Genomic DNA, 25,832 nt, shown 5'->3' with positions numbered 1-25,832 from the left:
CCCCGTCGTCGCGGTTGCTCTGTGCTTTCGGCAGCCCGCCGGGTGACGGTGCCGAGCGCCTTTCTCACCACGCGCTCCCTATTGCCTTTGGAACAAGAATTCTGCGGCGGTCTTCAAGACGATCGAAACGTCCATGAAGAGACCCCAGTTCTCGATGTACCACAGATCGTGGCTGAGGCGTTCGCTGACTGCGCTCACGTCGAGTTTGCGCGACATCTGCACGTGCGACCAGCCCGTGATGCCGGGCCGCACGAGATGGCGCTCGTCATACCGCGGAAGCTCACGGCGGAAACGCTCGACGAAGACCGGCCGTTCCGGTCGCGGGCCGACAATCGACATCTCACCGCGGAGCACGTTGATCAACTGCGGCAGTTCGTCGATGCTCGTGCGCCGCACGAACCGGCCGACGCGCGTCGTGCGCGGATCGTTGACCGGCGACCACGTCGGGCCCGAGTGCGACTCGGCATCGACCCGCATCGAACGGAGCTTCAGGATGTCGAACGACTTCCCGTATTGCCCGATTCGCTCTTGTCGAAACAGAACGGGTCCGCCGTCCTCGATGAGGATCGCGACCGCCGCGGCGAGGATGATCGGCGACGCGAGAACGAGGAGCACGGCGGCGACGACCAAGTCGAACGCACGCTTGAGAATTTTCGAGCCGTGCGCCAGCGTGTACAACTGACGCACGACGATCATCGCCTGGTGGCCGTCCGTTTCGATCCGGAAATCATAGGCCTGCGAGCAGATCCGGGGCGGTGCGAACGCGATCGTGAAGCGCTCGATCGCCGCCGCGTGCAGCAGCGGCGGCAGCACCCGCGGGGGGACGATTTCGGTGAGGATCAGGTTGTCGCAGTCGGATTCGCGGGCGTGGCGCAGCCAGGCGATGTCGTCGAGCGCTCGATCGGCGAGCGCGCCGATTCCGTCGAAAGAACGCTCGATGTCGTTGACTTCGATCTGCAGCACGGTGGACCGCGGATCGACGTGCATCTGCTCGAGCGCCTGGTCGATGCGCGCGCGCGTTCCCACGATCGCGATCCGCTTGCCGCGGCGCTGGATCGCGGTGTGATGAACCACGCGCGCGACGGATCGTTCGAACCCCATCGCAAACAACGCGAAGACCAGCGCTCCGAGCAGCACGGCCCGCGATGACGAAATCTGCGGAACGATGGTGAAGAGGATCAGCAAGGGAAGCGTGCCGAGGATCAGCGCCGTCACAGTGCAGTAGATCTCATCGCGGATTGACAGCGCGAACGAGCGCTCGTAGAGGCCGGCGCGGTAGAACACGAACAGCCACGTTGCGATGCAGACGGCCTGCGCAGTCACCACCCGGTCGACTTGCAGCTGCAGGTGGAAGTACTGTTGCGCAAGCTGCGCCGCCGCGATCGTCGCGACGACGAGCGTCAGCAGGTCAGCGACAAATAGGGTGATCGCCCAGCCGCGGGTGAAGCGCGCCGGCTTGGGCTTGGCTCGAACGAGGGGAAGCGTCTCGACAAAGGGCGCTTCGACAGCCATGAGAATCCTCGAATCACCTTTCGTTTTCGTTCGCTTCCGACGGGACAAAGCCGCATCGGCGCAGCGAATCCGAGCATAGAATCTCGGCCTGTCCGACGGTAGACCCGGTGGAACTCGCCGGGGGGACCTTGGTCATGGACGCGGCTGCCGCAAGCACGCATGATCCGCTGCGATCCGGCGCATACGATCCAGCCATGGATTGCGCCCGGCGCGCGTGCCTGGTCGTTCCCTTTCGCAACGAGGCGCGGCACTTGCCCGACGTGCTTCAGTCGTTGCGCGAGCAGAACATCGAAAGCGTGCGCGTTCGTTATATCTTCGTGGATAGCGCCTCGGTCGACGGCGGCGCGCGCATCGTCGAAGAGTGGCTGCGGGCGACCGGCGCCGACGGCGAGGTCCTGCGGCTCGACCGCCCCGGGATCGCGGTCGCGCTGAATGCCGCAATCGGCAGGGCGCAGGCAGACGAGATCCTGGTCCGACTTGACGCGCACACGCGCTACGACCCCTCATACGTTCGGTCGCTCGTCGATGCGCTCGACCAGCTCCCGTCGTCCGTTTGGTGGGTCGGCGGAAGCCAGAGTGAGCCGGATGCGCCGGGCTTCGGCGGCGCGCTCGTCCGCGCGCTGATGACGAACCCGTTGGGACTCGGCGGATCCGATATGCGGCGGACCGCCGGAGGACTGCGCCGGATCGACGGCAACCCCTATCTCGGAGCCTTCCGGCCGGGGACGCTGCAGTCCGTCGGCGGCTTCGACGAACGCTGGACCGCCAACGAAGATTCGGAGCTCGCGGCCCGCATCGAGCGTGCGGGCGGCGAGATTTGGCACGCGCCGGCCCCGTGCACCTATCTCATTACGAGGGGCCCGTGGGAGACCGCGGTGCTCTGGCACAAATACGGAACGTGGCGCGCGCGCACGATCCGCCGCCATCCCGGGACCCTGCGCGCGCGGCACGTCGCGCCCCCGGCGGCGGTCGTCCTCGGCGTCGCCCTGGCGTGCTCGCCTGCTCGCGTCCTGCTGCTGCCGCTGGCCGCCGTCTTCGCGGCGCTCGTGTTGGCGCGCCGGCGACGAGGCGAGGCGCTCGCGGTCACCGCGGCCTCGGTCGCGTATTTCCCGCTCGTCCACGCCGCGTTCGGCACGGGACTGCTCCGCGGATGGTGCTCGCCGGTCCGAACGGCCGGCGCGCCGACGCCGCTTCCGGGCCTCGACGCCGAAGCAGCGCCTGCACCATAGGCTATTGGTCCTCGCCGCCGGTCGGCCGGACTCACGTGCCGACGGGGCCCCTCCTCTACCATGAAGCGCATGAAGGTGGCGATCCTAGCGGGTGGCGTCGGCTCGCGTCTGTCGGAAGAGACGGAAGTGAAGCCGAAGCCAATGGTTGAGATCGGCGGGAAGCCGATTCTTTGGCACATCATGAAGATCTACGCCGACTTCGGCTACAACGAGTTCGCCATCGCGCTTGGATATCGCGGCGAAGTCATCAAGAAGTATCTTGTCGATTACTGCTCGCTCAACAGCAACTTGGCGGTCAACTTGCGGACCGGCACCGTGCAGCGTTCCGAGGACGGCGACGCGCCGGATTGGCGCGTCGATCTGATCGACACCGGCATCGGAACAGAGACGGGCGGGCGCGTGAAGCGGCTTCAGCCCGTCATCGGCAACGAGACGTTCATGCTGACGTGGGGTGACGGCGTCGCCGACATCGACATCGACGCGCTCCTGCGCTTCCATCGTTCGCACGGCAAACTCGCCACGCTGACCGCCGTACGGCCTCCCGCGCGTTTCGGTCACCTCGACCTCGACGGCGATCAGGTCGGCGAGTTCTCCGAGAAGCCGCAGACGTCGGAAGGCTGGATCAACGGCGCCTTCTTCGTGCTGGAGCCCGAAGTGTTCGACTACATCGAAGGCGACGCGACGTCGTTCGAGCGCGGACCGCTCACGCGTCTCGCGCGCGACGGACAACTGATGGCGTATCGTCACGACTCGTTCTGGCAATGCATGGACACCTTGAGGGATCGCAAGCTTTTGGAAGAGCTATGGTCCGGCGGCAATGCACCGTGGACGACCGTCCGGCGCCAGGCGCCGCATCTGGTCGCGGTGTCCGCGTGAGGGTTCTGGTCACGGGCCATCTCGGATATATCGGAACGGTGCTGACGCCGCTGCTCGTCGCCCGCGGGCACGACGTCACCGGCTGCGACACCGACATCTTCAGCCGCTGCGATTTCGGCGCGGTCAACCATACCGTCCCGAACCTCGCGCTCGACGTGCGCGACGTCCAGCCGCCGGATCTGCACGGCTTCGACGCGATCATCCATCTCGCCGGGCTCTCGAACGATCCGCTCGGCGATCTCGATCCCGAACTGACGATCGCGATCAACGGCCGCACGTCGTTCGACCTGGCGCGCAAAGCGCAGCTCGCGGGCGTCCCGCGCTTCGTCTACAGTTCGTCCTGCAGCAACTACGGCGCCGGCGGTCAAGAGCTGCTCGACGAGCATTCGGAGCTGCGTCCCGTCACGCCCTACGGCCGTTCGAAGGTGCTCGCCGAAGGCTGGATCGCGGAGCTCGCCGGCGACGGCTTCAGTCCGGTGTTCTTGCGGAACGCCACGGTGTACGGTCTCTCGCCGCGCCTGCGGTTCGATCTGGTCGTGAACAACCTCGCCGCGCACGCCTTCGCCGACGGCCGCGTGTTTCTCAAGAGCGACGGCACCGCATGGCGCCCGCTCGTCCACGTCGAGGACGTCTCGCGCGCATTCATCGCCGCGATCGAGGCGCCGCGCGAGAAGGTGCACAACGAGGTCTTCAACGTCGGACGGACCGAGGAGAACTACCGCGTCCGCGAGGTCGCGCAGATCGTGGGCGAAGAGGTTCCGGGCGCGACGGTGACGTTCGCGCAAGGCGCCGACTCCGACACGCGCAACTACCGCGTCGACTGCTCCAAGTTCGCGGCAACGTTCCCGGACGTCCGCCTCACCTGGGACGTGCGTGCCGGCGTCGGTCAACTGCTCGACGCGTACGCGCAGAACCACGTCAGTTCTGCCGACTTCGAAGGCGAGCGGTACCAGCGCATCGCGCACGTGCGCATGCTGATGGAGCGCGGGGTGCTCGACAGCGAACTGCGCGTGAGCGCCGCGCACCCATCCGTCGAGAAAGCGATCGCATGACCGCGACAACCTGCCGCTCCTGCGACGCCGAGGGTCTCGTCCCGGTACTCTCGCTGGGCGAGACGCCGCTGGCCGACGGTCTGCTCACGCTGGAACAGCTTTCCGAACCCGAGCTCAAAGCACCGCTGGAGTTGACCTTCTGCCCGCGCTGCACGCTGGCCCAGATCACCGAGACGGTCGATCCGGAGATCCTGTTCTGCCGCGACTATCCGTACTATTCGTCGGTATCGTCGCAGCTGATGGAGCATTTCCGCTCGAGCGCGCGGCGGCTGATCAGCACGCGGCATCTCGGCCCGCACAGCATGGTCGTCGAGGCCGCGAGCAACGACGGCTACATGCTCTCGACGTTCGCCGACGCCGGCATCCCGGTGCTCGGCGTCGACCCGGCGAGCGGTCCGGCGCAGGTCGCCTCGGATCGCGGGATCCCGACGCTCAACACCTTCTTCAACCTCGAGCTGGCGCGCGAACTTCGCGACGGCCTCGGCGTGCGCGCCGACGTGTTCCTCGCGAACAACGTGCTCGCGCACGTCCCCGACCTCAACGGTTTCGTCGCGGCGATCAAAGTGCTGCTCAAGCGCGAAGGCGTCGCGGTGATCGAGGTACCCTACGTCGCCGATCTGGTTGCGAAGTGCGAGTTCGACACGATCTACCACCAGCATCTGTGCTACTTCTCCGTGCGCGCGCTCGACGAGCTGTTCAAGCGCCACGGGCTCTTTCTCAACGATGTCGAGCGGCTCGCGATCCACGGCGGCTCGCTGCGCCTGTTCGTCGAGCAGCACGACGATCGCCGTCAACGGGTCGACGCGCTCATCGCTCAGGAATTCGCGTCCAAGATGGATCAGCGGTCGTTCTATGCGGACTTCGCGCAGCGCGTCTCCGCGATCCGCGACGAGCTCGGTACGCTGCTGCGGTCGCTGCGCGCGCGGGGCGAACGCATCGCGGCCTACGGCGCTGCGGCGAAGGCGACGACCCTGTGCAGCTACGTCGGGATCGGGACCGACCTGATCGACTACGTCGTCGACCGGAACGCGCATAAAGAAGGGCGTTACATGGGCGGCAACCACCTGCCGATCGTCGCGGCGCGGCGCCTGCGCGAGGATCCGCCCGATTACCTGCTGCTGCTGGCGTGGAACTTCGCGGATGAAATTATGCAGCAGGAAGCTGCGTTCCGCGAACAGGGCGGCCGTTTCATCATCCCGATCCCGGAAGTGCAGATCGTCTAATGAATACCCTCGACATGCGTGCGGCGGAGTCGCCGCTCCCCGTTGATGCCTCGTGCCGCGCGTGCGGCAGCGCCGACCTGCGTTCGTTTTTCAGCTCGCCTGCGATCCCGGTCAACAACGCGCGCGTTTTCGAAGAGCGCGCCGACGCGCTGCGGGTGCCGAACGGCGCCTTGGAACTCGCGTTCTGCCGCGCCTGCGGCTTCATTCAGAACCCGCGCTTCGATCCGGCGCTGGTTCGCTACGACGACTCGTACGAAGAGCAGCAGAGCTTCTCGCCGACGTTCACGGCGTTCGCCGACGGCCTCGTCGACGACATCATCGAGCGCTTCGGACTGCAAGGCAAACGCGTGGTCGAGATCGGGTGCGGGAAAGGCGACTTCCTCGTCGCGATCTGCGAACGCGGCGGCAACGCCGGTCTCGGACTCGACCCGACGATCGCGCCGGACCGGCTGCGGCAGCGGACCGGGACTCAGTTGACGCTGCGCCGCGAGTTCTTCGGCGAGGAGACCGGCCTGCTCGACGCCGACGCGGTGATCTGCCGCCACACGCTCGAACATATCGCCGACGTGCGCGGCTTCGTCCGCGCACTGCGGGCTTCGCTCGCCGGCTCGCCGCACGCGCGGATCTTCTTCGAAGTCCCCGACGTCGGCCGCGTGCTCCGCGAGGGCGCGTTCTGGGACGTCTACTACGAGCATTGCTCGTACTTCACCACCGATTCGCTCGCCCGGCTGTTCCGCGAGAACGGGTTCACGGTCGACGATGCTTGGCTCGCCTTCGGCGACCAGTACGTCATGCTCGAAGCACGCATCAATCCGGACGGCGCGGCGCCGGCCGGCGGTTCCGAGGCGGACGCCGAAGCGCTCGCCGCGCTCACGGCGAGCTACGCCGAGCGCGTCTCGGCGGAGATGGGGCGCTGGAGCAACACCATCCGGGCCGCCAAGGACGCCGGCGAACGCGTCGCGGTGTGGGGCTCGGGTTCCAAATGCGTCGCCTTTTTGAGCGAGACCGGCACCGCGGAACTCGTCGATGCGGTTGTCGATATCAACCCGCACCGGCAAGGGCGTTTCCTGCCGTCGACGGGGATCCAAGTCCGCGCGCCGGAGTCGCTGACCGCGGCGCCGCCCGACCTCGTCGTGGTCATGAACGAGGCGTACGTCTCCGAGATCACCGCGCAGTTGGCGTCCATGGGCCTGAAGCCACAGGTGGAGGCAGTCGGATGAGCACCTTGTACATCGATCCCGCGTTCGACGCGCATCGCATGATCGAAGCGGTGTACGACGGCGCGATCGTCGTGCGCGCGCACTCGCCCGCGACGCTCGCCTTCGTCAATCATGCCCGTGCGTCGATCGAGAACGCGTTCGAGGGCGTCGACCCTCGGCGCGCGCAGCATTTCATGGAGGTCGAGGCGTTCGTCGACCGCTTCGCGCCGTTGAAGTCATCGTTCATCCACGATCCGCGCTCCCGCGACGCGATTCGCGGGATCCTGCGCGAACTCGACTTCGACGAAGACGACACGTACATCGACGTTCCGCGGATGCGCGTCTCGACGAGCAACGGATACCTCACCTCCGGCGTCGCCTACGCGCATCATCCGCACCGCGACACGTGGTACTCGGCGCCGATGGCGCAGATCAACTGGTGGCTGCCGATCTACGACCACGCCGCGTGCGCGGGGATGGCGTTTCATCCGCAGTACTGGTCGCGCGCCGTGCGCAACGGTTCGGACGCCTTCGATTACTACCGCTGGAACGCCGAGGGCCGCGCCGAAGCGCGCAAGCACGTCCGCTCCGATACGCGGGTCCAGCCCAAGGCGCTGGAGCAGCTCGATCTCGATCCCGAGATGCGCATCGTGATGCGCCCGGGCGGCGTCATGGCGTTCTCGGCGGCGCAGCTGCACTCGACGTGCCCGAACACGAGCGGCGAGAGCCGTTGGAGCGTCGACTTCCGCACGATCAGCCTCGAAGCGGTCGTCGCGCACCGTGGCGCGCCCAACCACGACTCGCATCCGACCGGCACGTCACTGCGCGATTTCGTCCGCATGAGCGACGGCAGCCCGATCCCCGAAGCGGTCGCCCGCACCTACGACGAGCGGCTCGACATCGAAGGAACGCTCGTCTACAGCGGCGCGGGAGACGCACGATAACATGCGACGATTCATCAGCGCGCTTTTCGCGCTCACCATCCTGCTCGGTGCGCGCTGCGCGCTCGCCGATACCGCCATCGCGCCCGGCGACGTGCTCGACGTGCAGGTGTTCGGCGAGACGGCGCTCTCGCAGCAGCTCACCGTCGCACCCGACGGGAGCATCAGCCTCCCGCTCGTCGGCCGGCTCGTCGTGCGCGGGATGTCGACCACGCAGGCCTCGACGCTGATAGCCGCCAGCCTCAAGCGGTACGTGCGCGAGCCCAACGTCGCGGTCGGGATCAAGACCGAGGCCGCCTACACGGTGCTCGTTCTCGGAAACGTGAAGGCCCCCGGACGCTACACGATTCAGCCCGGCGGTCGCCTGAGTGATGCTTTGGCAGCGGCAGGAGGGATTGGCCCCACCAGCGGGCCGCTCCCGGTCGCGCGCGTCTCCGTCGGCGATCAGATCCATGAAGTTTCTCTCGAGGGGCTGTTGCGAAAGGGAGACGTCACTTCGGATGTCCGCCTACAGAACGCCTCGGCAGTGTACGTGCCGGCGCCCGCGACGATTCGCGTGCGCGTACTGGGGGCGGTTGACCATCCCGGCGATGTCGATGTGAACGAAGGCGATCGCCTCGCGATCGCCGTTGCGAAAGCCGGCAACAGTTCGAGCGCCAACGCCGATCTCAATCATATCCGCGTGACGAGGCGCGCACCAGGCGGCCCGCCGACGGTTACGGAGGTAAACCTGTACCACGCGCTGCAGGACGGCGACTTGAGCTCGGATCTCGTCCTCGCGCCCGATGACGTGATCTTCATCCCGGAAACGAAGAAGAAGGTCGACGGCTTCGGATTGCTGTTCGGCACGATCCGCCGGCTGGTCGGGTTGCCATTTTGATGGATACCCTCGCGCTTCCCACCAGCGATCGCATCGTCGTCTCGAACGGGCCGCCGCGTCGCTCGGCGCTGGACGTTCTGCGCCGCCGCGGCAAACTGTTCGCGGCGACGATAGCGGCGATTCTGATCGCAACCGTAGCCGTCGTGCTCCTCGTACCGAAGTCGTACACGACTCACGTGCAGCTGATCGCCGGGAGAACGGCGACGGGCGATTCGCAGCAGACGATCCTGCCGGTGCTCAACGCGATCCTCGACGCGTCGAAAGGACAAACGGCGGAAACCTACGCCGAGATGCTGCGCGAGGAACCGGTCCTCGAGCGCACGATCCGCAGCGCGCACCTCCCGGTGACGACGGCGCGTCTCGCGCGGCACATCGCCGTGCACCCGCGCACGAACACTGCGATCGTCGACGTCGGCGTCTCGTGGCACGATGCGGCGGACTCGGCGCGGATCGCGAACGCCCTCGCCGACTCGTTCGTTGCGCTGCGCCGCGACCTCGTCGTTTCGCAAGCCGAATCCGCGGCGGCGTTCATCACCGAGCAGCTCCCGGAAGCGAAGGCGAAGCTCGGTCGCAGCGCGGCGATGCTCGCGACCTTCCAAGCGAAGTACGGCCTTGCGGATGCCGACGCCCAGACGCAGAGCACGATCGCGGCGATTTCCGATACCGAGCGAAAAATCGCCGCGACCGAGGTCGACCAGAAACAAGCCGCGGCACAGTTGGCCGTCGTTCGTCAGGAGCTCGGCGGAACGACCGAGACGATCGGCGGCGGCAATCAAGTCGCGCAGAACCCGGCCGTCGTCCAGCTGCAGACGCAGCTCGCGCAAACCGACGTGCAGCTTCAGAACGCCCGCGCTCAGTATACCGACGAGCATCCAACCGTGAAGGCGCTCCAGACGCAGGACGCGCAGATCCGGCGCGAGCTCGCCAAGACGCCTGCGACCGTCGTCGCGCAGACCTCCACTATCGTGAATCCGGTGCGGCAGACGTTGACGCAGACGGCGGCGACCCTCAGCGCTCAGATCGCCGCGGATGCGGCCCAGCTGAACGTGCTTCGCGCGCAGCACGCCGGAGCGATGCCGGCGCTGCGTGCGCTGCCGAAGGAAGCCGCGAAACTGCTCGCCCTCAAGCGCCAGGTCAAACTCGACGAGGACGTGTACAACGCCCTGGAGCAGAAGCTGAGCCAAGAGAACATCGCGAGCACGACGACGCTCAGCGACGTCTCGGTCATCGCGCGCGCTTCGGCGGCGCAGGCGGAAGTCGCGCCGAACGCGCTGGTCGTCATGACGATCGGCGCACTCCTGGCGCTGATCATCGGATTGACGACGGTCTTCGTCGTCGATCGGCTCGACGGGCGGATTCGCACCGAACGCGACGTCGCGGAGCGGCTCGGCCTCCCGGTGCTCAGTTCGATCCCGCAGCTTCCCGATCGTGCGAGCCGGCCGGGGTGGCTCGAGGTCACGATGGTCGACGCCGTGCTGCAGCTCGTCACCTCGCTGCGCTACGCGTCCAGCGAACCGCTCTCGACGATCGCGTTCACGAGCGCCGATCCCGAAAGCGGTAAGTCGTCGGTCGCGTTCAAGACCGCGGTCGCGATGGCCGAATTGCGGCCGCGCGTTCTGCTCGTCGACGCCGACCTGCGCTTGCCGTCGGTGCACCAGCTCCTCGACACGAAGCGCTCGGCCGGGCTCTCCGATCTGCTCGTCGGGACGGTGACCTTCGACGAAGCGATTCGCACGACGCCGCATGCCGGACTCGACGTGATCGTCGCCGGCACGAGCGTCCCGAATCCGTTCGCGCTGCTCCAATCGCCGGCGTTCGAGCGTTTCTTGCAGGAAGCGAAGAAGCGCTACGAGACCGTGCTGATCGATACGCCGGCGTGCGGAGCCGTCATGGACGCAGCGGTGGTGTGCGGTCGCGCGGAGGGCACCGTGTACGTCGTCGCGTCGCGCGAGACCGACGCGACGCGCGCGACGGGCGGCCTGCGCAGGCTGCAGAACGCGGGCGTACGCAACGTCGTGGGCGTCGTGCTCAACAAGGTCGAGCCGGTGCGGTCCTCGATCGGGCCCTACGGCATCGCCCCGGGTACGACCGGAGCGCTGCCGCCCGCGCGTCCGCGCGACATCCGCTCGCTGTGAGCTAAGCTTCGCGGTTGCTCGTCGGCTCGGCGCCGTACCATCCGAGGATGCGTGCCAGCATCTGCGAGCGGTTCTGCGACTTCGTCCGCGCGACGAGGCTTTTGACGTGATCGTTGACCGTGGAGATGCTGATCGCGAGATGCGCCGCGATCTCCTCGGTGCGTAAGCCGTCGAGGAGCGCGGCAAGCACCTCGAGCTCGCGGGCGGTGATCGTGTAGGCCTCGCTCGCCCGCCGCAGGACCTGGCGAACGCGCAGACTCTCGACGGTGACGGCGAGGAATGCGCCGTCGCGGCCGTGCATCGAGTGCGCGCGAATCACGAGCAGCGGAAGCGAGACGGACGTTGCGTTGACGAACGTTCGGGGATCGGCCGCCCAGGCGGAGGTCATCGTCCGGACTTCCTGTTCGATGAGGCGAGGCAGCCGTTCGCGTGCGCCGTCGGGCGCCGCCGGCGAGGGGCCGTGCGCGCGAGGACCCATCACGACCTGGTACGCGCGATCGAGCACGAACATCGCGGGCGCGGTGCGCCGCGAGAGCGCCGACTTCGGCGCGGCCGACGGCATTGACGTCGTGATCCCCAGCGGCAGGCACTCTTCGCCGATCTCGCGCGCCACGCCGAGCAGCGTCCGCTCGTGATCGGTGAAGGGTCCGAGCTCGGCGGAGCGCAGCAGCACGATCGCCGCGACCCGTCCTTCCGCGTACGGGAACGAGATCGCGACGGCGTGGGGGTAGTGCGGATCGCCCACATCGCAGACCCGACGGCGCCGCGTCTACGCAGGACACGGTGCGCGATGCTGAAGCGTTCGAACTCCTCCGGCCCCTCGTCCGGCTCCGAGCATGCGAACTGCACCACGTTATACGGAAGATGGATCCGGCCGAAGCGCCAACGCGAGACGGGGACGAGGTCGGCGACGATCGAGACGAATGCCGTGCCGGCGCCGTTGAGACCATCGACATGGTCGCGAATGAGTGCGCGCTCCGCTCGCATGATCTACGCTGCTAGTTCCACATCAGAGACTGCCCTTTCGTCCCGCATTCCGAGGACTTTGAAACACGGCGGGCGAGCAGGCCCCGACGTCCCTTCTACGCGGGGCGGATGACGAAGCGGCGCGGGACTATTGACCATCAAGAATCTGCCGGAACTGTGCGATTTCGGGCCGTTGTGCCTAGCGACACCGAAAAATCTGGGAACTTTCGGCCCAAACGTACGGGCCCGAATCCCCACTTTCTAGGATAGTCACCCCGTGTGATCCGGGATACAATGTGTTTCCGGAATGTTTCCGGACGAAACGGTGCCCGGTCGGTGCAAGACCTTTGGCCTCACCGATCGGTCGATCCAGCGCCTCGTTCGGCGTTCCGTCTGTGACTTTCGACCCGACCCATCCCACCCTATCTGCACTTATCTGGGAGACCGAGATGAATCCGACCATTACTCGGCACTGCCGTCTCATCGTCGTCGAGAGTCAGAGCATCGTCGGCAAAGCGCTGTGCCATCTGCTGGCGAGCGATCGCGAGCTCGAGGTGATCTGCGACGCGCGGACCCTCGATGAGGGCAGCATCGCGGTCCATCAGCCGGATCTGCTGCTGATCGACATGGATGACTTCGCTGCCGAGTTCGACGACCTCATCGCGCAGGCGCGGATCGCGTCGCCGGGGACCAGGATCGTCGTCCTCACCTCTCACGCGCAGCAGCAATCGATGCAGCGCTGCCTGGCGTGCGGCGTCGACGGCTATCTCGTCAAGGACGTCTCGCCGGGCGAGCTGATCCGTGCGTGCAAGGCCGTCGCTCGCGGTGAAACGTACTTTGACGCGCGCGTCGCCGGCGGGCTGCTGCGGCGGCTCAAGTCGGAGCGTCCCGCCGAGGACGAACTCTCGCTGCGCGAGAGCGAGATCATCCGCCTCATCGCGGGCGGACTCTCGAACAAGGAGATCGGCGACCGGCTCTGCCTCTCCGAGAAGACGGTGAAGAACCACATCAGCCGCATCTTCTCGAAGCTGCAAATCACCGCGCGGACCCAAGCGGCGATCTACGCGATCCGGAACGGCATCGCGTAACGTCCCGCCGGATTGCGATCCGGCAGGGTTTGACGTGCGGTTCCAGAGAGAGGCGGCGGAGAGATGCTGCTCCGCCCCTCCCACGCCTACGGCCGCAGTGCGCTGGCCGTGCTCGCCGTCGTCGCCGCGCTGGTCTGGGTACTGCCGTCGTACTACACCGGACTGCTGACGCAGATCGGGCTCTACGCGCTGGTGACGATCGGGCTCAACCTGTTCATGGGGTATGCCGGACAGGTCTCGCTCGGCCAGGCGGCGTTCTTCGGGATCGGCGCGTATACATCGGCGGCGCTGGCCGTGAAAGCGCATCTGACACCGTGGCTCGGGATGATCGGCGGCGCGCTGCTCGCAGCACTGATCGCCTATGCGCTGAGCTTCGTCGCGCTGCGTTTGCGTGAGAACCTTCTGGCGCTCGCGACGCTGGCGCTCGGCATCGTCATCAACGTCGTCTTCAACGAGTGGGAGTTCATCGGCGGGTCGTCGGGGTTCAAGGACATCCCGGGATTCGCGATCGGCGCGTTCGCCTTCGACCAGCGCGCCTACGCGATCTTGGCGTGGTCGATGCTGGCGATCGGGATCTGGTTCGCCGGGAATCTGGTGCGCTCGAGTTTCGGACGGTCGCTGGTCGCGATCTCCGCCGGTGAACTCGGCGCCGAAGCGCTCGGCGTCGACGCGGAACGGCTCAAGCGCCAGACGTTCGTCCTGAGCGCGGCGTATGCCGGGATCGCCGGCGCGATCTACGCCTCGCAGGCCTCGTACATCGATCCGTCGTCGTTCAGCTTCCTGCTCTCGGTGAACTTCGTACTGATGTCCGTCATCGGCGGGATCCGCAGTTTGTGGGGTGCGGTGATTGGTGCGGCCCTCGTCGTCGTGCTCGGTCAGGTGCTGCAGACGTTCGTCCCGATCGTGCTGCCGAACGCGCGCGGCGACTTCCAATCGTTTTTCCTTGGCGCGATCCTGATCGCGATGCTGATCCTGCTCCCGCGCGGGATCGCGGGCGCGCGCGGCGAGGCGGCGCGCGCGTGACCGCGCAGGTGTGGCAATACGTGCTCGCCGGGATCGAGGTCGGTGCGATCTACGCGCTGATCGCGGCCGGCTTCGTGCTCATCTATCAGGTCACCGGATTGATCAACTTCGCGCAAGGCGAATTCGCGATGATCGGCGCGATGACGGCGTCGTCGCTCGCGACGGCGGGGATGCCGGTGTTCGCCGCAACCGCGCTGGCGGTCGCCGTCGCCGCGGCGGTCGGCGGGATCTGCTATCTCGCCGCGATCCGGCCCGCACGCGCCTCGACCGGCGTCACCCTGATCTTCATCACGCTCGGCCTCGACGTCGCGCTGCGCGGGCTCGCGCTCTTCGTGTGGGGGACCAACCCGCTGAGCCTCACGCCGTTCACCGGCGGCACCGCACTCACGATCTTCGGCGGCGTCCTCCCGCCGCAGGCGTCGTGGGTGTTCGGCACCGACGTCGTCGTCTTCGCGGCGCTCTACGTGTTCTTTCGCCGCACGTACACCGGAACCGCGGTGCGCGCCGCGGTCGCGAACCCGCCGATTGCGTCGACGTTCGGGATCCCCCTGCGCACGTTCGCGCTATGGAGTTTCGTGGCGGCCGCCGCGATCGGCGGACTCGGCGGGGTGGTGATCGCACCGATCACCAGCGCGACCTACGACATGGGGCTCACGCTCGGTCTCGCCGGCTTCGTCGCCGCGGTGCTCGGCGGCCTCGAAAGCCTGCCGGGCGCGCTCGTCGGCGGCTTCGTGCTCGGCATCGTGGTGAAGGTCGCCGGCGGCCTGCTCTCGACCGGCTGGGAAGAGGGCGTCGGATTTCTGATCCTCGTGCTCGTGCTCGTCGTGCGGCCGCAAGGACTGCTCGGGCGCGCGGTGCGCCGCGCGTGAGCACGCTCGAGGTGCGCGACGTCTCGATGCGCTTCGGCGGCGTCCTCGCCGTCGACGGCGTTTCGTTCACCGCGCGCAGCGGCGAAGTGCTCGGCGTCATGGGGCCCAACGGTGCGGGGAAGACGACGCTCTTCAACGTCATCAGCGGCGTCCAGCGTCCCACGTCGGGGAGCGTCATGCTCGGGGAGATCCCGCTGAACGGGAAGCCGGTGCACGCGGTCGCGGCCTGCGGCGTCACGCGCACGTTCCAGACGCCGGTGATGTTCTGGGGGCTCACGGTGCGCGAATCGGTCGAGGTCGCGCTCGCCGCGCGCGCGTTCGGCGGCGCGTATCCGCCGCTGCCCGCGCGCGAGCTGATCCCCTGCGGCCTCGGGCTGCGGGCGCGCCGCCGCGCCGAAGCGGAGGTGCGCGAACGGGCCGACGCCGTTCTCGAGCGCGCCGGGATCGGCGCGATGGCGTCGCGCGCGACCGAATCGCTCGCGTTCGGCGAAGAGCGTCTGCTCGAACTCGCGCGCGCGCTCGCGGTCGAGCCGACGGTGCTGCTGCTCGACGAGCCGCTCTCGGGGCTCAACCCTGACGAAGTCGACGCCGTGATCGCGTCGATCCGCCGCGCGCGCGCCGACGGCGTCGCGGTGCTGCTCGTCGAGCACGCCGTCGGCGAACTCCTCGCCGTCGCCGATCGCGTCGTGGTGCTCGACCACGGACGCAAGATCGCCGAGGGAGCACCCGACGCCGTCGCCTCCGCTCCGCTCGTGATCGACGCGTATCTCGGCGACGAATTGGAGGCGCCGGCGGGCGATCGCGGCGGCGAAGCGAGGGTGACGCCGTGAGCGATGGAGAGCCCGCGCTCGAGATCGAGCATCTTTCGACGCTGCGCGGCCGCGTGCAGGTGCTGTGGGACGTGAGCCTGCGGGTCGAACGCGGCGAGACCGTCGCGATCGTCGGTCCCAACGGCGCCGGGAAGACGACGCTGGTCGGGTCGATCACCGGGCTGATCCCGCCCAAAGCCGGCCGCGTCCGGATCGGCGGCGCCGACGTCACCGGGCTTTCGCCGGAGCGGTTGGCGACGCGCGGCGTCGCGCTCGTCCCCGAACGGCGCGGGATCTTCGCGCCGCTCACCGTGCGCGAGAACCTGCAGATGGGCGCCTACGCGCGGCGGGCGCCGCGCGCCGTGCTCGCCGCCGATCTCGAGGGCGTCTTCGAGCTCTTTCCGGCGCTGCGGCGCTATCGCGACACGATCGCGGGTTCGCTCTCTGGCGGCGAACAGCAGATGGTCGCAATCGGTCGCGCGCTGATGGCGAAGCCCGACCTGCTGCTGCTCGACGAACCGAGTCTGGGTCTGGCGCCGAAAGTGCGCGCCGAGAACTTCGGCGCGCTCGCGCGGCTCGCCGAGCGGGGTGTCACGATCGTGCTGGTGGAGCAGAACCTGCGGCTGGCGGCGCGCATCTGTTCGCGCGCGTATCTGATGCAGCGCGGCCGCATCGTCGGGACCGAGACCGCCGACGAACTGGCGCGCTCGGCGCGTTCCGTCTACCTCGCCGCGCGGCCCTGAGGGCGGCGCGGACCGCTCGCGGCCTCGCGTTCAGACGGAAACTGCGGCGTCGCCCGCCAACACGACGGCAAGAAAGTAAGGAGGGTCAGATGGTTCGGATCGTCGTTCGTTTCGGCATGCTCGCGCTCGCCGCGCTCCTCATCGTTCCGGCGGCACCGCCGCGTCTCGCCGGTGCCGCCGCGGAACCCTACGTGATCGGTGCGACCGTTTCAGAGAGCGGTCCGGGTGCGACCCTCGGCCGGCCGGAAGCCGACAGCATCCAGATGGCGGTCGACGAGATCAACAAGGCCGGCGGCGTACAGGGGCATCCGCTGCAGGTCACGGTCCTCGACGACGAGTCGAACGCGACGACCGCCGTCAACAACACCCGCAAGCTCCTCGACCAGCACGTCGCCGCGATCATCGGCTCGTCGCTGACGCAAACGTCGCTGGCGATGGTCCCGCTCGCGACGCAGGCAAAGGTGCCGATGGTCTCGCTCGCCTCGAGCGCGCAGGTGATCCAGCCGATCGCCGATCGGCAGTGGATCTTCAAGATGCCGATCACCGACTTCCACGTCGCGCAGTCGATGCAGGAGTACATGCGCGCGAAGAAGATGACGAAGGTCGCCGTCATCTACCGCAACGACGACTACGGCAAGACGGGCCTCTCCCATTTCCAGGACGCCGGGAAGCGCTTCGGATTTGAAGTCGTCGACGCTGAAGCGATCGACGCGCGCGCGAGCGACGCGACGACGCAATTGACGAAGATCAAAGCTGCCAACCCGCAGGCCGTCGTCGCGTGGACGACGCTGCCGTCGGCGAACGTGATCATCAAGGGTTATCGCGAACTCGGCATCTCGGTGCCGATCTTCTACTCCGACGGTGCGGCGACGGGGGTCTTCCCGCAGCAGGCCGGCGCCGCGCTCGACGGCGCGTTCATCGCGAGCACGAAGATCAACGTCGCGAGCTATCTGCCGGCGAACGATCCGCAGAAGAAGCTGCTGACGCACTACATCTCCGCGTTCGAGAGCGGCTATCCCAAAGATGCGCCGGTCAGCATCTTCGGCGGATTCGGATACGACAGCGTCTACGTTCTCAAACAGGCGCTGGAACGCGCGAAGTCGACCGACGGTGAAAAGCTGCGCCAAGCGCTCGAGCACACCGACTACACCGGTGTCACTGGAACGTTCCGCATGTCGGGCGGCGATCACAACGGGCTCTCGGTGTTCTCGCTCGTCCTGACGCGCGTCGCCGGCGGAAAGTTCACGATCGCGAAGTAGCGCGATGCTCGAACGATCGGAGCGGGAGCGCGGCTATCGCGCGCTCTCGCTCGCGCGAGCGCTCGACGAGCGGATGTGGCGGCTGGCTCGGGCCGGCCGCGCGCATTTCGCAGTCCCGTGCAGCGGACACGAGGCGATCGGCACGGGGTACGCGCTCGCGATGCAGCCCGGGGTCGATTGGCTCGCGCCGCATTACCGCGATCTTGCGGCCTTGCTCGTTCTCGGGATGCCGGCGCGCGACGTGATGCTCTGTTTCTTCTCGCGGCCCTCCGATCCGAACGCGCGCGGCCGCCAGCCCTACGCCCATTTCGGCTCGCGTGCGCTGCACGTGCTCTCCCAGCAGGGACCGCAGCCCAACCACTGCTCGCACGGCGTCGGCTGCGCGTGGGGCTCGCAGCTGCTCGGCGACGGCAGCGTCACCGTGATCGCGTTCGGCGACGGCGGCGCGCAGAAAGGCGAAGCGCACGAGTCGATGAACCTCGCGGCCGTCCACCGGCTTCCGTGCGTGTTCGTCGTCCACCGCAACGGCTGGACGCAGTCGGTCCGGCGCGAAGACGAGTACGCGACCGAGACGCTCGTGGCGCGCGCGGCCGGCTACGGGATGCCGGGGATCGCGGTCGACGGCGGCGACCTCGAGGCGATGCATGCCGCCGCCGCCGAGGCGATCGCGCGTGCGCGCAGCGGCGCCGGCCCGACGCTGATCGACGCGCAGTGCATCCGGTTTCTGCCCAACACCTCGAACGACGACGACACGCGCTACCGCGACCGCAGCGAGATCGAGGCGGCACGCGCGACGCAGGATCCGCTCGTACGCGCGCGTGCGCTGGTCGACGCCGCGTGGGCCGCAGCGGTCGACGCCGAAAATGCCGCGATCGCCGACGACGCGGCGGCGTGGGCGGAAGCGCAGCCGCTCGGCGATCCGGCGACGGTCCTCGAGCACGCGTATGCGTGAGCGCTCGGTCGTCGAGGCAGTGCGCGAAGCGCTCGCCGGCGAGATGGCTCGCGACGAGTGCGTGGTCGTCCTCGGCGAAGACGTCGGCGTGCTGGGCGGCGTCTTCCGCGCGACGGAAGGGCTGCACGCGCGCTTCGGCGCGCGGCGCGTCATCGACATGCCGATGGCCGAGACGGGGATCGCCGGCGTCGCGGTCGGGATGGCGATGCGCGGCCTGCGACCGGTCGCGGAGATCCAGTTCGCCGACTTCATCCACGCGGCGATGGACCATCTCGTTGGCGAAGCGGCGAAGATCCGGTGGCGCACCGGAGGAGATTGGACGTGTCCGCTCGTCTTGCGCACCGCGTACGGCGGCGGCTTTCGCGGCGGTCCGTACCATTCGCAGAGCGTCGAGGCGTTTTACGCGCACGCGCCGGGATTGAAGATCGTGGCGCCGTCGACCCCGGCCGACGCGAAGGGCCTGCTCACCGCGGCGATCCGCGATCCCGATCCGGTGCTCGTTCTCGAACACAAGCGGACCTATCGTGCGATCCGCGGCGACGTCCCGGAGGGCGAATATCTCGTCCCGATCGGCGAGGCCGCGGTCGCGCGCGCGGGCAGCGACGTCACCGTGCTGAGCTACGGGATGATGCTGCACGAATCGCTCGCGGCGGCGCAGACGCTCGCCGGCGAGGGGATCGACGTCGAAGTGATCGACCTGCGCACGCTGCTCCCGCTCGATCGCGCGACGATCCTCGCATCGCTCGCGAAGACGCGCCGGCTGTGCGTCGTGCACGAAGATACGCTGACGATGGGTCTCGGCGCGGAGTTGTGCGCGATCGCGGCGGAAGCCGGCGTCCTCGACGTCCCGCCGGTGCGCGTCGCGATGCCCGATATCCCCGGAATCCCCGTCGACGAGGTCCTCGAAGACGCGATCGTGCCGAATCGCGCGACGATTCGCGACGCGATCGTGCGGCTCGCGGCGGCGCGCGCGCAGCGCGGCGGCGCAACGCCCGCGTACGACCCGGTGATCCCGCAGGCGTCGAGCACGATCGCGGTCGACCTTCCCGCGGAGCACACGCGCCTCGCGCTCGACGCGCTCGTCGCGGCGGCGCGCGCGTTCCCGCGCTTCAACGCAACGTTCGCTTGGACGGGGATCGTCGAGCACGCCGACGTCGTCGTCGACCTCGACCTCGGCCCCGCGATGCCCTCGCGCGGCGGCGGAACGATCGCACTGATCGACTACGGCGCGAGCGGCAGCGATCTCGCCGTTCCGTTCGTCCGCCCCGGCCACACCGCCGCCGTCCGCATCGGCGCCGTCCGTAACGGCCGCGCCTTCGTCACGTGCGCCGTCGACCACCGCGCCGTCGACGGCGCCGACGTCGGCCGCTTTCTCGCCGCCTTCAAAACCGCATGCGAATCGCGTCCTGCTGAGGCGCGTCACGCTGAGCCTGTCGAAGCGCGGCCGGAGACGCGCCCATGAACGTCGAGTTCCCCAAGCTCGCCGACACGCTCGTCGACGGCCTGGTCTCTGCCTGGTACAAGAAACCCGGCGACGCCGTGAATCGCGGCGAGCCGCTCTTCGCCGTCGAGACCGACAAGGTGAACACCGACGTCGAATCGCCGCAGGACGGCATCCTCGCCGAGATTCTCGTCCTCGAAGGCGAACGCGCCGAGGTCGGTCAGATCCTCGCGCGCTTCGCCGACGCGACGCCCGCCGGCATGCACACCGCGGTCTCGCGGCCCGTCGCGCCGCCGACGCTCACGAAAGCGGGCGGTTTGACGGCGATGCGCAAGCGCATCGCGGAGCGCATGACCGAAGCGCGCGCCACGATCGCGCAAGGTTCGTGCGCGGTGCAGATCGATCTCTCCGCCGTCGACCGCGGCGGCCGGGCCTGGACGGCCTACTTCGTCCGCGCGTTCGGCCGCGCGCTTAATGCCGACCGCATCGGCGTCGCGGTCGAGATCCTCGGCGGCCTCGTCGTGCCCGTCGTCTCGCAGGCGAACGCCGCATCGCTCGACGCGATCGCCGCGCAGATCGCGGACCTCGCGGCGCGCGCGCGCAGCGGCGCACTCACCGCGCACGACGTCGGCGGCGCGACCGCGACGGTCACGAACGTCGGCGCGACCGGGACGCTGCTCGCGTTCCCGCTCGTCGCCCCCGGCGAGTCAGCGATTCTCGCGCCGGGGGCGATCGTCGACGGCCGCGGTTGGCTCGCGCTCTGCTACGACCGCGCCCGCTTCGACGAGTACGCGGCGGACCGTGTCCTTGCGGATGTCGCGCGCAAGCTGCGTGACGTGCGGGCCGACTGACGGCGTCCGGCGGCGGCGGGGCCGCAGCTCCGGGGTCCCGAACGCAAGAACGCGATGATCGGTGAAGAGCCTTCGAAGATCCGTGCGAACGAGGCGGACGAGCGGGCGTTTATCGTCCGCGCTCTCACCGCACTCGACGTCTCCCAGAGCGACGCACGCGACGTCGCCGACGTCCTCGTCGCCGCCGATCTGCGCGGCGTCGAATCGCACGGGATCGCGCGCCTCGACACGTTCTACTGCCGGCGGATCGAGGCCGGCGTCGTCGCGGCGCGCCCGCAGTACACCGTGCTGCGCGAGAGCCCGACGCAGATCGCGCTCGACGCGGGCAACGGACTCGGCCATCCGGCCGGCATCCATGCGATGCGCGCGGCGATCGCGAAGGCGGAGCAGACGGGGATCGGCTTGGCGACGCTGCGCAACTCCAACCATTTCGGAATCGGCGCTTACTACGCGATGATGGCGCTCGATCGCGGGATGATCGGTCTCGCGATGACCAACTCGACGCATCTCGCGGTGCCGACGTTCGGCCGGCAGAAGACGCAGGGCACGAATCCGATCGCCGTAGCCATCCCCGCCGCCGACGGGCCGCCGTACGTCCTCGACATGGCGACGACGGCGGTGACGTTCGGTCGCCTCGAAGTGAGCGATCGCAAGTCGAAGGAGCTCAAACCCGGCTGGGCCGTCGACGCCGACGGACGCGAGACGCGCGATCCGCGCATCGCGATGACGACCGGCGCGCTGCTGCCGCTGGGCGGCTACGGCACCGAGAACGGCGGGCACAAAGGCTACGGCCTCGGCGCGCTGGTCGAGATCCTCTGCGGCGTGCTCTCGGGGGGACCGTTCGGGACCGACCTCGGGCTCGACGAACGCGGCCTGCACGGCGGAACGGTCGGCAACTTCTTCGGTGCGTTCCGCGTCGACGCGATCCGCGATCTGCCGCTGTTCGGACGCGATCTCGATCGTCAACTCGGCTTGCTGCGCGCGGGACGGACGTCGCCCGGCGTCGAGCGCGTCCTGGTCGCGGGCGATCCCGAACGCGAGCACACCGAACGGTATCGCAGCGAGGGCGTTCCGATCGATCCCAAGGTGTGGGAGACGATAGACGCGCTCGCCGATCGCCTGGGCATCGCGAAACTCGACCGCTTCGTCGTCGAACCGGTATGACGGAGGCCGCCGTTGCGCGCGTGCGCGAGGACGATCTGCAGCGCTTCGTCGCGGCATCGCTCGTCGCCGTCGGCGTCGACGACGAAGCGGCGCGCATCGTCGCCGACGTGCTGGTCGCCGCGGACCGGCGCGGGATCGAATCGCACGGCGTCGCACGACTGCGGTGGTTCTACGTCGACCGCATCCGCAACGGCCGCATCGTCCCGCGGCCGACGTACACGCGCGTGCGAGAGACGCCGACGTCGCTGCTGCTCGACGCGGGCAACGGCTTGGGGCATCCGGCATCGCATCACGCGATGAGCGCCACGATCGCGAAGGCGCGCGAGCGCGGGATCGCGTTCGCCGCGGTGCGCAACTCGAACCATTACGGGATCGCCGGCTACTACGCGATGATGGCGCTGCCGCACGACATGATCGGAATCTGCTCGACCGACTCCGCGCACTTTGCGGTGCCGACGTTCGGACGGACGAAGATGCAGGGAACGAATCCGTTCGCGTTCGCAGTGCCCGCGGGCGACGAGCCGCCGTTCGTCCTCGATTTCGCGACCACGACGGTGACGTACGGCAAACTCGAAGTCTACGAGCGCAAGGGGCTGCAGCTCAAGCCCGGGTGGGCGGTCGACGCCGACGGCAACCCCATCGGCGATCCGGCGGCGCGCCACACCGGCGCGCTGCTGCCGCTCGGCGGGTTCGGCACCGAGAACGGCGGCCACAAGGGCTAGGGCCTCGGCGCGCTCGCGGAATTGCTTACCGGCGTCCTCGCCGCCGGCTGGTTCGGCGCCGACCTGACGATCACGGAGAGCCCGACGGCGCCGTCGGGGATCACGTCGCATTTCTTCGGCGCGCTGCGCGTCGACGCGCTGCGCGACGTCGCCGCGTTCAAACGCGACATCGACCGCGAGCTGCGCGCGATCAAGGACGGCGCGCGCGCGCCGGGGCAGGACCGGATCTTCGTCGCCGGCGAGATCGAGCACGAGAACGAGCTCGCGTTCGCCGCGACGGCATCCCGATCCTGACGTCGGTCCTCGACGACCTCGATCGCCTCGCCGGCGAGCTCGACGTCGACGCGGTGACGCGAATCGCGTGACGGATGCGCGTCAGCCCGCGCGGTTCGGCGTGCGCACGCGTGCGGGACGCACTCCCACGCCCACGACGTAGGCGGGGATCGCCTGCAGCAGCGGGAGCATCTGCAGCAGCCGCAGCGGTGCCGGAAGCGACCGTGAAGGCACGGCGCCCGGCGGCGCTTGCCCGAAGACGCGCTCCTGCGCGAAGACCTGCAGGCCTTGCGTGAACCGGACGGCCGGCATCCGGCGGCGCTGCACCGCCTCGAGCTGCGCGTCGGAGACGGCGCCGTCGCGCAGCGGCGCGGCGAGCAGGTTCGCGGCGGCGACCGCGTCTTGAATCGCGAGGTTGATCCCGACGCCGCCCATCGGCGACATTGCGTGCGCGGCGTCGCCGATGCAGAGCAGCCCCGGGCGATGCCAGCGTTCGAGTCGATCGATCCGCACCGTGAGCAGGCTGACGTCGTTCCAATCGCGGATCGCGTCGACGCGATCGCGCAGCAGCGGCGCCAGCGCTGCGATCTGCTCGCGCACGGCCCGGATCCCGCCCGCGTGCAGCGCGTCGATCCCGCCTTTCGGGATCACGAGCCCGCACTGGAAGTACTCGCCGCGATCGATCGTGACGAGCACGCGCCCGGCGTCGAAGTATCCCAGCGTCTCCGACGGATCGCCGGGCCGTTTCGGCAGACGGATCCACAGCACGTCGATCGGGGCGCCGAGATCGTGCACCGGCAGCGCCGCGCAGCGGCGAACCGTCGAATGGCGCCCGTCGGCGGCGACGACGAGCGCCGCGCGAATCTCGCGTTTCCCGCTCGGGTCCGCAACGCGCACGCCGATCACACGCCCGTCTTCTGCGATCAGGCCGGTCACCTCGGCGTTGATCTCAAGGTGGAAGCTCGGAAACGCGCGTGCTTCCGTCGCGAAGAAGTTGAGCAGATCCCACTGCGGCATCATCGCGATGTAGCGGCAGCGCGTCCGGACGTGCGCGAAGTCGGCGATCGTCACGCGGTGGCCGTTGACGACCCCGGCGAGCCGCGCGACGCGCTGATGCGGGATCTTCAGAAAACGCTCGAGCAGGCCGAGTTCGCCGATCACCGCGAGCGTCGACGGGTGGACCGTGTCGCCGCGGAAGTCGCGCAGAAAGTCGCCGTGCTTCTCGAGGACGACGACGTCGAGCCCCGCGCGGGCGAGCAAGTAGCCCAGCAGCATCCCGGCCGGTCCGCCGCCGGCGATGCATGCGGCGTGCGTCGTCCCGTGCTCCACACCGCATGCCGTTCGCATCAGCCGATGCGCTCCCTCGCGCCGCAAGGCCGGCTCGCCTGCTGCGCGAAGCCCCACGAGTCATGCCCGAAGCCGTTGTTGTCGACGCCCTCCGCACGCCGATGGGCCGCTACGGAGGCGCGCTCGCGTCCGTGCGGCCGGACGACCTCGGAGCGCACGCGATCCGCGCGCTGGTGGAGCGCACGCGCGTCGAGCCCGCGCTGATCGACGACGTCTTCTGGGGCGCCGCGAATCAGGCCGGCGAGGACTGCCGCAACGCGGGCCGGATGGCGCTGCTGCTCGCGGGGCTGCCGACGAGCGTCCCGGGCACGACGCTCAACCGGCTCTGCGGAAGCGGTCTGCAGGCGCTCAACGCCGCCTATCATGCGATCGCCGCGGGCGTCGTCGACGTCGCGATTGCCGGCGGTGCGGAATCGATGACGCGCGCGCCGTTCGTGATCCTCAAATCCGAGAAGGCGTACGATCGCGCGCCCGAGATCCACGACACGACGCTTGGCAACCGGATGGTGAATCCGCGGCTCGCCGCATGGTATCCGCCGATTTCGCTCGGAGAGACCGCCGAGAACGTCGCCGAGCAGTACGGCATCTCGCGCGATGCGCAGGACCGTTTCGCGTACGAAAGCCAGATGAAATGCAAGACCGCGGTGGAGGCCGGCCGCTTCGCCGCCGAGCTGACGCCGGTGCACGTCGACGCGGGCAAGAAATCCTACGATCTTTCGCAGGACGAGCCGCCGCGCCCCGACACGACGATGGAGACGCTCGCGAAACTCAAGCCGGCGTTCAAAGCGAACGGGACGGTCACTGCCGGCAACTCCTCGCCGCTCAACGACGGCGCGGCCGCGCTGCTGATGTGCAGCGCCGAAGCCGCCGAGCGGCACGGCTGGACGCCGATGGCGCGGGTGGTGACGTCGGCGACGTTCGGCGTCGATCCGAGCGTCATGGGGATCGGTCCGATCGGTGCGACGCGCAAGGCCCTCGACCGCGCGAAGCTGGCGGCACGGGATCTCGATCTGGTCGAACTCAACGAAGCGTTCGCCGCGCAGTCCGTCGCGTGCGTCCGCGAACTCGGGATCGATCCGGCGATCGTGAACGTGAACGGCGGCGCGATCGCGCTGGGCCACCCGCTGGGCTGCAGCGGCGCTCGCATCGCGACGACGCTGCTGCACGAACTCCGCCGCCGCGGCGGCCGCTACGGTCTCGCCACGATGTGCATCGGCATGGGCCAAGGCATCGCCACAATCTTCGAACGCCTCTAACAGCCCCGTGAAAAAATCGGCG

The 25,832-nt window shown here is 68.6% G+C and carries 22 protein-coding genes and 1 pseudogene; 20 read left to right on the top strand and 3 right to left on the bottom strand.

Features of this window, described 5'->3' with window-relative positions; translation table 11 throughout:
- Positions 1 to 78: 78 nt before the first annotated feature.
- Positions 79 to 1,512 (bottom strand): sugar transferase, encoded by a 1,434-nt coding sequence (locus WPS_RS12875; protein WP_317994883.1) that lies wholly within the window; start codon positions 1,510 to 1,512, stop codon positions 79 to 81.
- Positions 1,513 to 1,646: 134 nt separating this feature from the next.
- On the opposite strand from WPS_RS12875, the gene WPS_RS12870 reads away from it, so the two are divergent.
- From WPS_RS12870 to WPS_RS12835, 8 genes are all read left to right on the top strand, one after another.
- Positions 1,647 to 2,741, top strand: a complete 1,095-nt coding sequence (locus WPS_RS12870; protein WP_317997545.1) for a glycosyltransferase — start codon at positions 1,647 to 1,649, stop codon at positions 2,739 to 2,741.
- A gap of 69 nt (positions 2,742 to 2,810) precedes the next feature.
- Positions 2,811 to 3,617: a glucose-1-phosphate cytidylyltransferase gene (rfbF, locus tag WPS_RS12865; protein WP_405054891.1), complete on the top strand. Its 807-nt coding sequence runs from the start codon at positions 2,811 to 2,813 to the stop codon at positions 3,615 to 3,617.
- Positions 3,614 to 4,669: an NAD-dependent epimerase/dehydratase family protein gene (locus WPS_RS12860; protein ID WP_317994881.1), complete on the top strand. Its 1,056-nt coding sequence runs from the start codon at positions 3,614 to 3,616 to the stop codon at positions 4,667 to 4,669. The genes rfbF and WPS_RS12860 overlap by 4 nt, the downstream gene beginning before the upstream one ends.
- Positions 4,666 to 5,892 (top strand): class I SAM-dependent methyltransferase, encoded by a 1,227-nt coding sequence (locus WPS_RS12855; RefSeq protein ID WP_317994880.1) that lies wholly within the window; start codon positions 4,666 to 4,668, stop codon positions 5,890 to 5,892. Before WPS_RS12860 ends, WPS_RS12855 begins: the two co-directional genes overlap by 4 nt.
- A complete protein-coding gene (locus tag WPS_RS12850) occupies positions 5,892 to 7,112 on the top strand; it encodes a class I SAM-dependent methyltransferase (RefSeq protein WP_317994879.1) in 1,221 nt (406 codons plus the stop codon). Before WPS_RS12855 ends, WPS_RS12850 begins: the two co-directional genes overlap by 1 nt.
- Positions 7,109 to 8,035 carry a phytanoyl-CoA dioxygenase family protein gene (locus tag WPS_RS12845; RefSeq protein ID WP_317994878.1) on the top strand — a complete coding sequence of 309 codons (927 nt, stop codon included), beginning with the start codon at positions 7,109 to 7,111 and terminating at the stop codon, positions 8,033 to 8,035. Before WPS_RS12850 ends, WPS_RS12845 begins: the two co-directional genes overlap by 4 nt.
- A gap of 1 nt (position 8,036) precedes the next feature.
- Entirely contained in the window at positions 8,037 to 8,912 is an 876-nt protein-coding gene (locus WPS_RS12840; RefSeq protein WP_317994877.1) for a polysaccharide biosynthesis/export family protein, read from the top strand.
- Positions 8,912 to 11,047, top strand: coding sequence for a GumC family protein (locus WPS_RS12835; RefSeq protein ID WP_317994876.1), 2,136 nt, complete (start codon positions 8,912 to 8,914; stop codon positions 11,045 to 11,047). Before WPS_RS12840 ends, WPS_RS12835 begins: the two co-directional genes overlap by 1 nt.
- A 1-nt stretch (position 11,048) precedes the next feature.
- On the opposite strand, the gene WPS_RS12830 is transcribed toward WPS_RS12835, so the two are convergent.
- Positions 11,049 to 11,792: a response regulator transcription factor gene (locus tag WPS_RS12830; RefSeq protein WP_317994875.1), complete on the bottom strand. Its 744-nt coding sequence runs from the start codon at positions 11,790 to 11,792 to the stop codon at positions 11,049 to 11,051.
- 670 nt (positions 11,793 to 12,462) lie between these two features.
- On the opposite strand from WPS_RS12830, the gene WPS_RS12825 reads away from it, so the two are divergent.
- The 11 genes and pseudogenes from WPS_RS12825 (at position 12,463) to WPS_RS12775 (ending at position 23,228) form a co-directional block, all read left to right on the top strand.
- Positions 12,463 to 13,101 (top strand): LuxR C-terminal-related transcriptional regulator, encoded by a 639-nt coding sequence (locus WPS_RS12825; RefSeq protein ID WP_317994874.1) that lies wholly within the window; start codon positions 12,463 to 12,465, stop codon positions 13,099 to 13,101.
- Positions 13,102 to 13,164: 63 nt separating this feature from the next.
- On the top strand, positions 13,165 to 14,124 hold the full coding sequence (locus tag WPS_RS12820) for a branched-chain amino acid ABC transporter permease (protein ID WP_317994873.1): 960 nt from the start codon (positions 13,165 to 13,167) through the stop codon (positions 14,122 to 14,124).
- Positions 14,121 to 14,993 carry a branched-chain amino acid ABC transporter permease gene (locus tag WPS_RS12815; protein ID WP_317994872.1) on the top strand — a complete coding sequence of 291 codons (873 nt, stop codon included), beginning with the start codon at positions 14,121 to 14,123 and terminating at the stop codon, positions 14,991 to 14,993. Before WPS_RS12820 ends, WPS_RS12815 begins: the two co-directional genes overlap by 4 nt.
- Positions 14,990 to 15,823 carry an ABC transporter ATP-binding protein gene (locus WPS_RS12810; protein ID WP_317994871.1) on the top strand — a complete coding sequence of 278 codons (834 nt, stop codon included), beginning with the start codon at positions 14,990 to 14,992 and terminating at the stop codon, positions 15,821 to 15,823. Before WPS_RS12815 ends, WPS_RS12810 begins: the two co-directional genes overlap by 4 nt.
- Positions 15,820 to 16,545 carry an ABC transporter ATP-binding protein gene (locus WPS_RS12805; RefSeq protein WP_317994870.1) on the top strand — a complete coding sequence of 242 codons (726 nt, stop codon included), beginning with the start codon at positions 15,820 to 15,822 and terminating at the stop codon, positions 16,543 to 16,545. The genes WPS_RS12810 and WPS_RS12805 overlap by 4 nt, the downstream gene beginning before the upstream one ends.
- A gap of 89 nt (positions 16,546 to 16,634) precedes the next feature.
- Positions 16,635 to 17,804: an ABC transporter substrate-binding protein gene (locus tag WPS_RS12800; protein WP_317994869.1), complete on the top strand. Its 1,170-nt coding sequence runs from the start codon at positions 16,635 to 16,637 to the stop codon at positions 17,802 to 17,804.
- Positions 17,805 to 17,808: 4 nt separating this feature from the next.
- Positions 17,809 to 18,756, top strand: a complete 948-nt coding sequence (locus WPS_RS12795; RefSeq protein ID WP_317994868.1) for a thiamine pyrophosphate-dependent dehydrogenase E1 component subunit alpha — start codon at positions 17,809 to 17,811, stop codon at positions 18,754 to 18,756.
- A complete protein-coding gene (locus WPS_RS12790) occupies positions 18,749 to 20,218 on the top strand; it encodes a transketolase C-terminal domain-containing protein (RefSeq protein WP_317994867.1) in 1,470 nt (489 codons plus the stop codon). The genes WPS_RS12795 and WPS_RS12790 overlap by 8 nt, the downstream gene beginning before the upstream one ends.
- Positions 20,215 to 21,048 (top strand): 2-oxo acid dehydrogenase subunit E2, encoded by an 834-nt coding sequence (locus WPS_RS12785; RefSeq protein WP_317994866.1) that lies wholly within the window; start codon positions 20,215 to 20,217, stop codon positions 21,046 to 21,048. Before WPS_RS12790 ends, WPS_RS12785 begins: the two co-directional genes overlap by 4 nt.
- A gap of 54 nt (positions 21,049 to 21,102) precedes the next feature.
- On the top strand, positions 21,103 to 22,212 hold the full coding sequence (locus WPS_RS12780) for an Ldh family oxidoreductase (protein WP_317994865.1): 1,110 nt from the start codon (positions 21,103 to 21,105) through the stop codon (positions 22,210 to 22,212).
- Positions 22,209 to 23,228 (top strand): annotated as a pseudogene (locus WPS_RS12775) (Ldh family oxidoreductase). The gene WPS_RS12780 and the pseudogene WPS_RS12775 overlap by 4 nt, the downstream one beginning before the upstream one ends.
- A gap of 81 nt (positions 23,229 to 23,309) precedes the next feature.
- On the opposite strand, the gene WPS_RS12770 reads toward WPS_RS12775, so the two are convergent.
- On the bottom strand, positions 23,310 to 24,554 hold the full coding sequence (locus WPS_RS12770) for an FAD-dependent oxidoreductase (protein WP_317994864.1): 1,245 nt from the start codon (positions 24,552 to 24,554) through the stop codon (positions 23,310 to 23,312).
- A gap of 62 nt (positions 24,555 to 24,616) precedes the next feature.
- Here WPS_RS12770 and WPS_RS12765 point away from each other — a divergent pair, with 62 nt between their 5' ends.
- On the top strand, positions 24,617 to 25,810 hold the full coding sequence (locus tag WPS_RS12765) for a thiolase family protein (RefSeq protein WP_317994863.1): 1,194 nt from the start codon (positions 24,617 to 24,619) through the stop codon (positions 25,808 to 25,810).
- The last annotated feature ends 22 nt before the right edge of the window (positions 25,811 to 25,832 follow it).

This window comes from Vulcanimicrobium alpinum (genome assembly GCF_027923555.1).
In the GTDB taxonomy this organism is placed as follows: Bacteria; Vulcanimicrobiota; Vulcanimicrobiia; order Vulcanimicrobiales; family Vulcanimicrobiaceae; genus Vulcanimicrobium; species Vulcanimicrobium alpinum.
This window is presented reverse-complemented; position numbering and strand designations above follow the sequence as displayed.

What these genes read in the sequence shown, in the direction of transcription:
- WPS_RS12875 (WP_317994883.1), bottom strand. Translation starts at nt 1,512, where the DNA reads ATGGCTGTCGAAGCGCCCTTTGTCGAGACGCTTCCCCTCGTTCGAGCC.
- WPS_RS12870 (WP_317997545.1), top strand. Translation starts at nt 1,647, where the DNA reads ATGGACGCGGCTGCCGCAAGCACGCATGATCCGCTGCGATCCGGCGCA.
- rfbF (WP_405054891.1), top strand. Translation starts at nt 2,811, where the DNA reads ATGAAGGTGGCGATCCTAGCGGGTGGCGTCGGCTCGCGTCTGTCGGAA.
- WPS_RS12855 (WP_317994880.1), top strand. Translation starts at nt 4,666, where the DNA reads ATGACCGCGACAACCTGCCGCTCCTGCGACGCCGAGGGTCTCGTCCCG.
- WPS_RS12850 (WP_317994879.1), top strand. Translation starts at nt 5,892, where the DNA reads ATGAATACCCTCGACATGCGTGCGGCGGAGTCGCCGCTCCCCGTTGAT.
- WPS_RS12845 (WP_317994878.1), top strand. Translation starts at nt 7,109, where the DNA reads ATGAGCACCTTGTACATCGATCCCGCGTTCGACGCGCATCGCATGATC.
- WPS_RS12840 (WP_317994877.1), top strand. Translation starts at nt 8,037, where the DNA reads ATGCGACGATTCATCAGCGCGCTTTTCGCGCTCACCATCCTGCTCGGT.
- WPS_RS12835 (WP_317994876.1), top strand. Translation starts at nt 8,912, where the DNA reads ATGGATACCCTCGCGCTTCCCACCAGCGATCGCATCGTCGTCTCGAAC.
- WPS_RS12825 (WP_317994874.1), top strand. Translation starts at nt 12,463, where the DNA reads ATGAATCCGACCATTACTCGGCACTGCCGTCTCATCGTCGTCGAGAGT.
- WPS_RS12820 (WP_317994873.1), top strand. Translation starts at nt 13,165, where the DNA reads ATGCTGCTCCGCCCCTCCCACGCCTACGGCCGCAGTGCGCTGGCCGTG.
- WPS_RS12800 (WP_317994869.1), top strand. Translation starts at nt 16,635, where the DNA reads ATGGTTCGGATCGTCGTTCGTTTCGGCATGCTCGCGCTCGCCGCGCTC.
- WPS_RS12795 (WP_317994868.1), top strand. Translation starts at nt 17,809, where the DNA reads ATGCTCGAACGATCGGAGCGGGAGCGCGGCTATCGCGCGCTCTCGCTC.
- WPS_RS12790 (WP_317994867.1), top strand. Translation starts at nt 18,749, where the DNA reads ATGCGTGAGCGCTCGGTCGTCGAGGCAGTGCGCGAAGCGCTCGCCGGC.
- WPS_RS12785 (WP_317994866.1), top strand. Translation starts at nt 20,215, where the DNA reads ATGAACGTCGAGTTCCCCAAGCTCGCCGACACGCTCGTCGACGGCCTG.
- WPS_RS12780 (WP_317994865.1), top strand. Translation starts at nt 21,103, where the DNA reads ATGATCGGTGAAGAGCCTTCGAAGATCCGTGCGAACGAGGCGGACGAG.
- WPS_RS12770 (WP_317994864.1), bottom strand. Translation starts at nt 24,554, where the DNA reads ATGCGAACGGCATGCGGTGTGGAGCACGGGACGACGCACGCCGCATGC.
- WPS_RS12765 (WP_317994863.1), top strand. Translation starts at nt 24,617, where the DNA reads ATGCCCGAAGCCGTTGTTGTCGACGCCCTCCGCACGCCGATGGGCCGC.